The 12,087-nt window shown below is 41.1% G+C and carries 8 protein-coding genes; 2 read left to right on the forward strand and 6 right to left on the reverse strand.

The window, feature by feature from the left end; translation table 11 throughout:
* Positions 1 to 25 precede the first annotated feature (25 nt).
* Entirely contained in the window at positions 26 to 904 is an 879-nt protein-coding gene (locus IPM48_04620; GenBank protein ID MBK9270858.1) for a MerR family transcriptional regulator, read from the reverse strand.
* 61 nt (positions 905 to 965) lie between these two features.
* Here IPM48_04620 and bshA point away from each other — a divergent pair, with 61 nt between their 5' ends.
* A complete protein-coding gene (gene bshA, locus IPM48_04625; protein MBK9270859.1) occupies positions 966 to 2,102 on the forward strand; it encodes an N-acetyl-alpha-D-glucosaminyl L-malate synthase BshA in 1,137 nt (378 codons plus the stop codon).
* A gap of 21 nt (positions 2,103 to 2,123) precedes the next feature.
* Here bshA and IPM48_04630 read toward each other — a convergent pair whose 3' ends face one another.
* The 3 genes from IPM48_04630 to IPM48_04640 all read right to left on the reverse strand — a co-directional run bounded on the left by IPM48_04630 (position 2,124) and on the right by IPM48_04640 (position 7,631).
* A complete protein-coding gene (locus IPM48_04630; GenBank protein MBK9270860.1) occupies positions 2,124 to 4,346 on the reverse strand; it encodes a T9SS type A sorting domain-containing protein in 2,223 nt (740 codons plus the stop codon).
* Positions 4,347 to 4,354: 8 nt separating this feature from the next.
* Positions 4,355 to 4,834: a hypothetical protein gene (locus IPM48_04635; protein MBK9270861.1), complete on the reverse strand. Its 480-nt coding sequence runs from the start codon at positions 4,832 to 4,834 to the stop codon at positions 4,355 to 4,357.
* Positions 4,835 to 5,510: 676 nt separating this feature from the next.
* Positions 5,511 to 7,631, reverse strand: a complete 2,121-nt coding sequence (locus IPM48_04640; GenBank protein ID MBK9270862.1) for a T9SS type A sorting domain-containing protein — start codon at positions 7,629 to 7,631, stop codon at positions 5,511 to 5,513.
* A 183-nt stretch (positions 7,632 to 7,814) separates the two neighbouring features.
* Between IPM48_04640 and IPM48_04645 the strand changes: the two genes are divergently transcribed.
* Positions 7,815 to 8,999: an acyl-CoA dehydrogenase family protein gene (locus tag IPM48_04645; protein ID MBK9270863.1), complete on the forward strand. Its 1,185-nt coding sequence runs from the start codon at positions 7,815 to 7,817 to the stop codon at positions 8,997 to 8,999.
* Between the two features lie 15 nt (positions 9,000 to 9,014).
* Here the strand turns inward: IPM48_04645 and nadA are convergent, their stop codons facing one another.
* Both nadA and paaZ read right to left on the reverse strand, forming a co-directional pair.
* Entirely contained in the window at positions 9,015 to 10,013 is a 999-nt protein-coding gene (nadA, locus tag IPM48_04650) for a quinolinate synthase NadA (GenBank protein ID MBK9270864.1), read from the reverse strand.
* Positions 10,014 to 10,041: 28 nt separating this feature from the next.
* Entirely contained in the window at positions 10,042 to 12,087 is a 2,046-nt protein-coding gene (paaZ, locus tag IPM48_04655; protein ID MBK9270865.1) for a phenylacetic acid degradation bifunctional protein PaaZ, read from the reverse strand.

Genomic DNA, 12,087 nt, shown 5'->3' on the forward strand with positions numbered 1-12,087 from the left:
TCATCTATTGGTGGGTAGAAGCCTTTCAGATAGCAGCAATTAATTTTTTCAAATGCCCATAATCTTGAATGCAGACCACTTCAGGAAATTGCTGACAAACCTCTCCGGCCAGATAACCAATGAGAATGAGTTGAATGGGCTGTTCCATTTGTCGAATGGCCAATGCCAACTCTTGGATGGCCGGCATGGTAGATTCCTCATTGATAAAACTCAGCATATATTTTGCTTTGAAGGTCTGAGCAGCTTCGAGCAAATCCTTTAAGTCAGAATCATTGCTCATATACAAACTTGCAATCCCATTTCTCGCCAAAAGATACTCGACGAAAAACCGGCTTAAATGCTGATTTTCCTGACCCTGCATGCTCACAATAAATCTGCCTTCTTTTTCTTTGGCCTGACCTTCCAGTTGGATGATCTGATGAATAATTCTTCTTTTAATCGATTGCATGGCGAATTCTTCATGCACTTTGCGAATCGATCCGGCCAACCAAAGATCGTTCAGTTTGTCGAGCAAGGGCATCAACAACTGATCAAAAGTTTGATCAAAGCCTTCCTGGTCTATATGTCTGTTGATGATGTGTAAAAACTTGTCATGGTCCAATTGAATAATACTGAGCGACAGTGCATCCAGGGAATCTGCATTGAAAAAAGCAACATCTGTCATTTGCGCGACAAGATCTTCAATCTGGTATTCCTGCATGCTGCTGATGGAAGAGATTTTATATCCTTTGTGGTTGAGCAAGGCCACATTGGTGATTTTCTTTAAATCGAAATCGTCGTAATAGCGAATATTGGTCTGTGTGCGCTTCGGTTGTACAATGTTAAATCGCTTTTCCCAGATACGGATGGTATGGGCCTTTATACCGGTCAGTTTCTCTAGATCTGTTATGGAGTAAATGGCCAAGAATCAATGATTTAATTAGCAGGAGCATAACATTCGGTCAAATTGTTTGTTTAACCGGTTTATGAATTATCCGCCACTCAACATTGGAATTGTCTGTTATCCCACCTATGGAGGCAGCGGTGTGGTGGCGACTGAGCTGGGAATTGCTCTTGCCAATGAAGGGCACCAGGTTCATTTTATCAGTTACAAGCGCCCTGCCAGGTTGGGCCCATATCAATCCAATGTTTTTTATCATGAGGTTTCTCCAATGGAATACCCTCTTTTTGATTTTAAACCCTATGACACCGCCCTGACCAGCAAGATCGTGGATGTAGCCTTATACCAGAAGCTGGATATTTTACACGTACACTACGCCATTCCTCACGCGATCATTGGATTTCTGGCGAGAGAGATCCTGCGTTCGAAAGGAAAAAAATTGCCCATTGTCACCACCCTGCATGGAACTGACATTACACTGGTGGGGATCGATGGCGCTTTTTTTCCGGTGGTAGAATTCAGCATCAACCAATCAGATCGGGTTACTGCGGTATCGGATTATCTCAAAAACAAAACCATTGAAGCCTTCGGAATAGAAAGGCAGATCGATGTGATCCCAAACTTTGTAGATCTGAGTCGCTTCAAACCCTCGACAGACTCCTTCCTCAAAAGACAGTTTACCTGCGAGGGCGAAAAACTGATCTGTCACATATCCAATTTCAGGAAGGTAAAGCGGATCGAAGACATCGTGCGCTGCTTTTATAAAGTTCAAAAAACCCTTCCGGCCAAACTCATGCTGGTGGGAGATGGACCGGAGCGCAGCAGACTTGAGGATTTGGTCCGCGAACTGGACATCGGACCAAAGGTTTTTTTTCTGGGTCGTCAGGACGCTGTGGAAGATATCCTGGCCATCTCCGATTTGTTTATGCTCACTTCCGACCATGAGAGTTTTGGTCTTTCTGCGCTCGAAGCCATGGCATGTGGGGTTCCGGTTATCAGCTCAGATGCAGGAGGACTCAAAGAAGTCAATATCCACGGCTATTCCGGCTACTCCTATCCCATCGGTGACGTTGAAAATATGTGTATGGGTGCGGTGGATATCCTTTCAGACGCTGAGAAACACAAGGAATTCAAGTCAAACGCCCTTCAGAGAGCCTCAGATTTTGAAATATCAAAAATTCTACCGATGTACGAGAGCTTATATCAAGACGCGATCCGGTAAATCTTAATTTATTTTGGGCGGTTAATATTTGATGATTTTTTTTGTCTGTATTCTGCCCTCCTTGGTTCTTGCTGAAAGATAGTAAATGCCGGCTTGCATCTGGCTCAGATCCAACCTGTTAGAAGGGCCAATATCATTTTGTAGGTGTAATATTTTGCCAACAGAATTCGTCAGTTCCAAACGCAAGATGGACCCAAGCTCCATATCATTATATTGGATATTGACAAAGTCTTCTGTGGGGTTAGGATGAAAATGAAACAATCGTCCTTCCTCTTGTGAAACATCCATGGTATTTACAACGGAAGAAAGTGTCCGGTGAATTCCATCGTAGGCTCTTGCAAGAAAAACCTTACCTTGCTGATCCACTAAAATTGAATTGACCCTATAACTTCTGTTCTCAATGTCAAACTCAAGATCTCCTGTAATATTGGTCCAGTTTATTCCGTAATCATAAGTGATATACATCCCATCCTTGCTAAAGGAAGCCACCAGAACTCCGGGTGCAATACTATATATCCCTTGTGCCACCGAGAGCCCTGTACTTATGTAATCAAAATTCACTAAATCCAGGCTTCGGTATATGCCATGAACTCCTGATACATTTCCTATAAAAACAAAATAACTGCGCTCATCAAAAAATGGAGAATTGAGATTGCTGATATTACTAAATCTTTGGTCCACTTGCCAGTTTTGTCCAAGGTCTGAGGACTTCATCACTTCTCTTGTTCCGGAAAGGAAGGCGTAAAATGTTCCATCAGGACCTTTTAAAACTTTGGATACATCCTTTGGTGGTGCAAAATAATTGTTGCGGAGTTGCCAATTCTGTCCATAATCTGAGCTGTAATAAATCATATATGGATTTATTGATCCATTATCAGGAAGACCCGTTAAAAGCAAAATTGATCCATCATTAAAACTACTAAAACTTAATAGTCTCCCTGGAAATATATGATTTGTATCCCAACTTTCACCATTGTCCTTTGATTTGTAAAGGACTTGTTTCTCAAGACCATCAGGGAAAAAGCAATAAAGTTGATCTTTCCTATCCCTATGAAGTTTTGTTATTTGGTGACCATTGCATTCCAAACTTTTCCATTCTTTTCCCTCACTATCAGAAAAAATCCATTTGCATTGGTTTTCCTGGATAAACAATCTATTTTCCAAATTTTTAAACAGATCATAGGCATCCAATTTAAAAGATGGAGGGTTAATTTTTATCCATCCGATACTGTTTGGAGTTAATAGAAACACACCTGATGAAAAACATCCATTTCTTATTAAAATTGCCGCGTGAGCAGTATCTATAATCTCTACTTTTTCCCACACTGTAAATGGATAATCAATCAAACTCATACCAAATAAATATAATTTCTTCCATGTTTTGCCCTTATCGTAGCTTGCAAAGAAACCAGAAGAAAGCTTAACAAGAACGGCATTCCCTGACTTTGTCTGACAAACTCTGGTAGTACTTGTGTGGCCTAGAACTGAATCAACTAGACATAATTCAAAATCTTGCCCATCATTGTAGGAATGATAAAGACCTAAACTCGTACCAGCAAAAATATGCCCATCAGATGTTACAGTTAAATCTCTATAATCCATAGGGGTATTAGTTTCAAATACTTTTCGCGTCACAGATGTTGCAGTGTTATATTTTACTACGCTATAACCATCTCCATTGGCATTATAAATTAGAGCATAATTATTATCCTGACTAAATGGAAAATAATTAATAATTCCAGTATTTGAATTGAATACAGTATATGATCTATCATTTTTCCATTTGTCCTTATATTGAATAATTGAACCATTTAATTCACCAAATAAATCTCCATTTAGATTATATTTCATTAAATAACTAATAGATATAGTTGAATAATTTGTATCCAATCTGCCAATACTGTCAATAAAAAATCTGGTATTATCATAACGATAAGGAATGGCTCCTCTCAAAGCAATTAAGGTATCACTAAAATCTAAGAACAAATTGATTGGATTTAAATCGTACCTAAAGAATTTTGTAGATACCTTAGGCAACCGAACCCAATCAATTGGATGATTAAAGATATTAGTTTGAAAAATTAAATCATTCCCTTTAATTGAAACAGCTAATTCTCCTTTTTTTGTCAATACAAAATCCTGTATTTCATTAAAAGAACTGTCTGAGACAAGTTCCCAATGGGTTTGTCCATTGAGCATTGTAGCTGAAAAATAGGATAAAAAAATAAAAAAATATTTATTCATTTCAAATATCAAATACTACAAGGACAACACCAATATTCAAATCTAATTATTATTTTTGTATCCCAGCAAGGATCTTCCAAAGTTTGACAACCAGATTTATCAGGATCAGTACAAACGTTGTAAAAAATATCTCCGATTCTTGCAAAGCAATTTAAACCAAATTGTGCTGGATTACAGCGTGGTCTGTATTGGTTAGCCAAATATATTACATGAGCTGCAATTTGATTTTGAAGTGCAATGGTCATTGGTCGATGAAGATAATATGTTGGTCCCAGGTCTTCACAATAATGTGTGCCATTACAATCGGCATTTGAACAATAGTGAAAAGGATTTCCATCCGGATCTTCTGTAAATAAATTGTAAGGCAAAAAGCTAAAATCATAACATGAATCAGAATGCGGCACACATTCCAAAGAAAATGATTTTTGTAAGCAGTTACTTGTAGCTTTGCATAATTCCCTCGCAACTGCGATAGCATATTTTCTCATATCTGTTGAATCACAAGGATCAAGATCATACCGATCACAACAATTTGCCTGAAAGCAAAAACAACTGTACTCTACACAATTAGTCGTTGTACAACTTATTACGCCAGAAGCCAAATCGTCAGGCTTGTTCTTTATAAATCTAGAGTCAGGATTCGGAAGGTCTTGTTTACAAGAATAAAAACCGAGTTGAAAATGAGAAAAGACCACAACAAAAATTCTCAGGTAGCTTGTTCGAAAACTAATTTGGGTAAAGGAACAAGTCCATTTTATCCAGTAAAATGGCTTGAGGCTTGAGGCTTGAGGCTTGAGGCTTGAGGTTTGAGGTTTGCATAAAATTATTTTAAGGTGAATAAATCAGGTAGCGTTCACAAATATAAAATTGTATATAATGGTTTTCAAACAATTGACAACTAATTAACAGATTCTTGATTCTTATTGCTTGATTATTGATCCTTTAAATTGAATTTCTTCTACCTTGAATACATTGATACATTTAGATATTCAATATAATGATTGACTTATTATGAATTATCTTAAGTCTCATGACTTATTTTGAAAGATATCTTAAACGGCTACTAAAATCCAAATTATTAGTAATCTCTACATAAAACCTAAATAACTTTGATTCTCGTCAAAATACAAATATCAGGACAAAATTGAATGCCCATATCCGGTTCTAAAATCGAACCAGCTTAATCGATTTCCTAAATTTATCTGTTTGAATTACACAGTAATAGATACCTGGTGGAAAGTTCGCCTCCGGTAACCATTCAAATTTTAACTCATTATTTTGACGTGAGACTTCTGTCAATTTTTTTAAGAAGCGACCATTCATATCTGTTAAGCTGACCACGCACTGATCTTGATTTTCATTGCCAATGTTTCTTAGTATGATTTGAATTTTCTCAGAAAACGGATTGGGGAGCGCGATGATCTCGATACTGTCCCTGAAAATGTCGTCACTCACATCTGAGATCACTTTGGTATCATCCACGCAGTTGAGGCAAAAATAACTGCTGTCCTCCAAACATAAAAATGCGGTGTACTGTGAAAGCACATTGCTTTCCTGGCTGGAATAAATGATATTACTGATTGCACTGTTTGAATTCAGTTTTTCCAGTTCTTTTATATGGAAAGAACTCCAGGCCTGTTGAGTGGCTTTGTCGCCGGGCAGAACATGATCTTCCGGTATCGTGATCCTATTGTTAAAAAAATGGTTGTCCAACAATCCGGATATCTCAACACTAAAAGGTGGTTTTCCAATAAATTTCCCAAATTGCAATACCATGTCGCTATAAGTCACTTCGCTCAATGGTTTGTTGTAAAACCTGTTGATGCAAATACCTTCTTCCGACTTGGTATAAAAATCCAAATGAAGAATGGTGCCTTTAGCCCTTTCTGTTTCTGAAAGTATTACCGTCTGAAGTGTGTTGCTTCCACCAATTTTTGAGTAAGACCCTTTTGTAAGGTTTGACAAATTTTGCAATAAATACTGATTGTTACAATACGTCCTTCCACCGAGATTATAGCAGGCGGTAGTTCGGATGTTGATGTCTGCAATATTGATTGGATATTGAGAAATGCCTTTGTCAGTCAGTGTTTGGATGATCGTATTGACTGTTTGCCAATCCGAATAATTATCACCGGAAGTGACCATCAAAATATTGGCAGGACCTTGTTGAGATTTTAATATCTCAAGACCCTGGTTGAGAAGTTGGATCGGAGATCCGGAATTCCCTGCTCTGGATTTTAATTGGGCAATGCCTGTCCTAATATTTTCCGGAGAAGCAACCGCCCAATTCGGAAAAATTTGTTCCACCTGCAAGTCGCGAATAAAAATAAAACCAATCTGATTTTGATCACTGACTTGTTTTAGTAAGGATTCCTCTAAATTTAAAAGGACCTCATCCTTTGGATTTGCGAAGCTTGAAAAATAATCGAAAATCACCAATATCTTTTTATTCTGTACCAGATCCAATATTGAACTCATCCTCACCCCAAGTTGATAATAATGATCTTTGCCATTGTAAAAAGTTGAATAAAAACTGGGATATGCTTTATCCATTAATACATTTAATTTAAATCCATTGATGGCCTCTTTGATAGGTACAGGTTTATAATAAAACTTGCCGTTGACAGAGTCAGTATTTTCCCATAAATTTTCAAAAGCGGCCCCTGCTAGTGAAATGCTTGGTTCAAGATGTTTTTCTGTGGGGAAATAAACCAAATTGATTTCTTTCAATGGGACTTTAGAAACCTGAAGGAATGGGATGGAAATGGTCCTGCTCATCAGATCTTCAGAAAGAGTGGCCGGCAATAAATAAGTAATTTTCACTTTCCTGTCTTCCGTTCCCGCCATTGGAAAAATTCTAAGTTCATATTGGGTGGCACTCAATCGTCTTAGCAACGACGGATCCCTATTTCTTCTAACTATATTTTCATAAATATTGATCGCGCTCCAGACATCCAATAGTTTTCCTTTTAAAATGACCTGATCGTTTAGCCAAAGCCAGGAATCTGTCACGATGGCATTTTCTGGCAAATCAAATTTCAAGACAATTTCAAAAGTATCTTTCGTTTGAAAGTTAAGAGACTTTCCTGAAAAATTGAGATAGAGAGAATGTTCAAAAAAAACTCCCTTTGGACGTATGATCAGGCTGGCTGAATCTATAGATCCCTTCCCACTCTTTGAACCCCTGGGGTCTGCAACGGTGAGATCGTTAACGGCTTTTAAGTAAAATGTATTTAGGCAAAAGAAACCGAAGAAAAAAATTGAAAAGAAGTGCTTGTTTTTCATATCAGAGGAATTAAGGAATCGTTAATATAATCCAAACGTAGCGATATTAATTATGTTGCCCAAGCCCAATGAATAAGCTTTTCAGCTTCGTGATCCTTTTTTGTCCCAAACTACGCAGCTTCTAAAGTTTTCAATCCTGATCAAGCAGATAGATTCTCTTACCTTTGCGCAAAATTTTGTACCATGGCAAACCGCTCTGATCTGTACGAAGGACACGATTATTATGCAGTGGACGAATTGCTCAGTGAAGAGCATCTGATGGCCAGATCTGCCGTCCGGGAATGGGTCAAACAGGAAGTCAGTCCCATCATCGAAGAATATTCTAACAAGGCAACTTGTCCCACCCATCTATTCAAAGGGCTGGCGGAGATCGGCGCCTTTGGTCCCAGCATCCCTACTGAATATGGTGGTGGCGGGATGGATGAAACTGCCTATGGAATCATCATGCAGGAGCTCGAAAGAGGTGACAGCGGCATCCGCTCCATGGCCTCTGTGCAAGGTTCTCTGGTGATGTACCCCATTTTTAAATACGCCTCAGAAGAACAAAAAAGGAAATACCTCCCCAAACTCGGCAATGGTGATTTTATCGGTTGTTTTGGCCTGACAGAACCCGATTTTGGCAGCAACCCTGCGGGCATGGTCACCAATGTCAAAGACGACGGTGACGCTTATATACTTAATGGAGCCAAAATGTGGATCACCAACTCTCCGGTAGCGGATCTTGCGGTGGTATGGGCCAAAAACGAGGCCGGAGAAATCCTCGGGATGGTGGTCGAAAAAGACAGCAAGGGATTTTCAGCACCCGAGATGCACGGCAAATGGTCGCTCAGGGCTTCTGTCACCGGAGAACTCATCTTCGAAGACGTGCGTGTGCCCAAATCTCAGGTTTTTCCAAATATCAAAGGGCTTAAGGGACCACTCTCCTGTCTATCGAAAGCTCGCTATGGCATCGCCTGGGGAGCCATCGGGGCAGGTATGGATTGTTATGACACGGCCCTGCGCTACAGCAAAGAGAGAATCCAGTTTGGCAGACCTTTGGCAGGCTTCCAGCTGACCCAGAAAAAACTGGCCGAGATGATCACCGAACTCACCAAAGCCCAGCTTTTGGCCTGGAGATTAGGCGCTTTGGCCAATAAAGGAGCTGCCACACCGGCTCAGATTTCCATGGCCAAAAGAAACAATGTCTTCACCGCGCTCAGCGTCGCCAGAGAGTCCCGCCAGATCCTGGGAGGAATGGGCATCATGAACGAGTTTCCCATTATGCGTCACATGATGAATCTGGAAACCGTGCTCACCTACGAAGGCACCCACGACATCCACCTGCTGATCACCGGCATGGATGTGACCGGGATCAATGCTTTTGAGTAAAAACTTGCTTCTTTATTACCTCAAGCCCGCCCTTTCACTAATCTCCAGCATCCTGTCGATGGAGGCTCGGGCTTCCCTGATCACCCTTTCTGATAGTTTGACTTCGGGTTGCTCGTATTTCATACAGAGATAGAGTTTTTCCAGGGTGTTGCGCTTCATGTGAGGACACTCGTTGCATGCACAGAGGTTGTTGGGAGGCGCTGGGATAAAAGTTTTTTCCGGACAGGCCTTGGCCATCTGATGGAGGATTCCGGCTTCTGTGGCCACAATAAATGCGGGAGCCGGATCTGTCTGGACGAATTTAAGTAGCCCGCTGGTGGAGCCGATGTACTCGGCCAAAGCAAGCACCGGTTCTTCACATTCCGGATGCGCGATAATTTTTGCCTCAGGATGTTGGTGCTTCAATTTTGCAATTTTTTCCCTGGAAAATATTTCATGGACCATGCAGGCTCCATTCCACAAAACCATATCCCTTCCGGTTTTTTTTATCAAATATGCTCCCAGGTTTTTATCGGGAGCAAAAATGATTTTTCGATCCAAAGGGATGCTGTTAATGATGTGAACTGCGTTGGAGGAAGTACAGCAAATGTCCGTGAGCGTTTTTAATTCCGCGGTGCAGTTGACATAACTGACGACGACATGATCGGGATATTTCTCTTTAAATTTTGCAAACAAAGGCGCCGGACAGGAATCAGAAAGAGAACAACCGGCCTTGAGATCCGGGATCACCACTTTTTTTCCGGGGGATAAGATTTTGGCGGTTTCAGCCATAAAATGGACTCCCGCAAATGCAATCATATCTGCTTTCGTCCGGGCTGCCTCCTGAGACAACTGCAGGCTGTCTCCAACAAAATCGGCGATGTCCTGAATGTCCGATTCCTGATAATAATGCGCGAGGACAACTGCGTTTTTTTCTTGCTTTAGCTGATTGATTTCGGCCACTAAATCCAATGTCGGATCTACCTCAATGTCCAAATATCCTAAGTTCAAATGATCTGTTACAGTGGATTGCATTCTTTTTTCTTTTTAAAATAATGTGCGATCAGCCGTTTTGTTTTTTGACCATGGTCAAAATTGAAGCGACCGCCACCGACTCTCCTATTTCGTCTTTTACGTCCACCACCCATTTGACGATTCCCTTAGGGACGTCATCTTCTGTCCTTTTTTCCTGATCTATTTTTTCTTTTGCAATCAGCCGGACCCCAATGGTCATTCCCGGATAAACGGGTTTAATAAAGCGGCATTCATCAATTCCGTAGTTGAGCAAAACGGGTCCTTTTTTGGCGTCCACAAACAAACCTGCGGCCTTTGACAAAATATAATAACCGTGGGCAACCCTTCCTGTGAAAATCGTCCCTTCCAGTGATGTCGCGTCCATATGCGCGTAAAAATGATCACCGCTTAAGTTGGCGAAATTGGTGATGTCTGCTTCAGTCACGGTATGTTTGGCTGTGACCCACTCATCCCCCACTTCGATTTCTTCAAAATGCTTTCTGAACGGATGAATCTCAAGTTCGCGGGTTTTGGAGCCCATCTGATAGGATTGACTGATGCCTGTGATCATGCTGGGTGATCCCTGAATGGCCGTCCGCTGCATATAATGCCTTATACCTCTCAAACCACCCATCTCTTCTCCACCACCAGCTCTACCCGGACCTCCGTGGACCAACAAGGGCATTGGAGATCCGTGACCAGTGCTTTCCTTGGCACATTCTGCATTTAGTATCAGGATTCTGCCATGGTTGGATCCGGCTCCAAGAACGTATTGTGTGGCCACTTGAGGATCTGAGGTGATGATCGAGCTGACCAAGGATCCTTTACCCATTTTTGAAAGTTCAATCGCCTCCTCCATCGTCTTGTATGGAATTAGGGTACTCACCGGACCAAAAGCCTCCATCTCGTGGGTTTGGGTATATTCAAATGGTTTTGGATTGTACATCAGAACTGGGCTCATAAAGGCACCTTTTTGCAGATCCGCATCCAGTACCTGTAATTGGTTTTGTTGATCAAATACAATGGGTGTGTATTGGGACAATACTGCAATCTTTTCTCTGACCTCTGACAATTGTACTTTGCCGGCAAGTGCACCCATTCTCACATCAGGGTGTGCAGGATTTCCGATGACCGTTTTGGCGAGCCTCGCTGAAAGTGCCAGCTGGACTTCCTCTACATAAGATTCCGGTACAATAATTCGTCGGATGGCGGTGCATTTTTGTCCGCATTTGGCGGTCATTTCCCGATGCACTTCTTTGATGAAAATATCAAAATCTACAGATCCTGGTTTTGCATCCAAAGCCAGGACCGAACAGTTTAGAGAATCCGCCTCCATGTTGAATGGTATAGATTCTTCCAAAATCCTTGGGTGGGCTTTTAGCATTTTTCCGGTGGTGGCAGATCCTGTAAACGTAACCACATCCTGATAATTTAAATGGTCCATCATTCCTTTGATCGATCCGCAAATCAATTGTAATGAACCTTCCGGCAATATACCTGAAGCGATGATGTCTTTCACCACTGCTTCCGCCAAAAAAGAGCTGACAGTAGCGGGTTTTACAATCGCTGGCATGCCCGCCAATAAATTGACAGAAACTTTTTCTAGCATTCCCCAAACGGGAAAATTAAAAGCATTAATGTGTAACGCAACTCCTTCTTTGGGAATCAAAAGATGGTGGCCGATAAAGCTATTTTCTTTGCTCAAGGGCACCAAATCTCCATCCAGACAAAAGCTTTGATTGGGAAGTTTTCTTCGCAGACTAGCATAAGCAAACAAAGTCCCTATACCTCCATCTATGTCGATCCAGCTGTCTGTTTTGGTAGCTCCGGTTTGGTAGGAAATGGGATAATAATTTGCTTTTCGATCAGTCAGGTAGAGTGCCAATGCCTTCAGCATTCTTCCTCTTTCCTGAAAACTCATTTTGCGCAAGACCGGGCCTGCTTTGCTCCTTGCGTAATTCAATATTTGAGCGTGATCAAGGCCATCTGCATCAGCGATGGCTACTTCATCACCGTTAATGGCATTGTACAAAACCTGTCCTTTACCCTGTCCTTCCTGCCAGGTTCCTAGGACATAATTCTTTAATTTAGACAT

This window comes from Saprospiraceae bacterium (genome assembly GCA_016715965.1).
Classification (GTDB): domain Bacteria; phylum Bacteroidota; class Bacteroidia; order Chitinophagales; family Saprospiraceae; genus Vicinibacter.

Coding starts and splice junctions, on each gene's coding strand:
- bshA (MBK9270859.1), top strand. CDS start 966: ATGAATTATCCGCCACTCAACATTGGAATTGTCTGTTATCCCACCTAT.
- paaZ (MBK9270865.1), bottom strand. CDS start 12,087: ATGTCTAAATTAAAGAATTATGTCCTAGGAACCTGGCAGGAAGGACAG.
- IPM48_04640 (MBK9270862.1), bottom strand. CDS start 7,631: ATGAAAAACAAGCACTTCTTTTCAATTTTTTTCTTCGGTTTCTTTTGC.
- IPM48_04645 (MBK9270863.1), top strand. CDS start 7,815: ATGGCAAACCGCTCTGATCTGTACGAAGGACACGATTATTATGCAGTG.
- IPM48_04630 (MBK9270860.1), bottom strand. CDS start 4,346: ATGAATAAATATTTTTTTATTTTTTTATCCTATTTTTCAGCTACAATG.
- IPM48_04635 (MBK9270861.1), bottom strand. CDS start 4,834: ATGAGAAAATATGCTATCGCAGTTGCGAGGGAATTATGCAAAGCTACA.
- nadA (MBK9270864.1), bottom strand. CDS start 10,013: ATGCAATCCACTGTAACAGATCATTTGAACTTAGGATATTTGGACATT.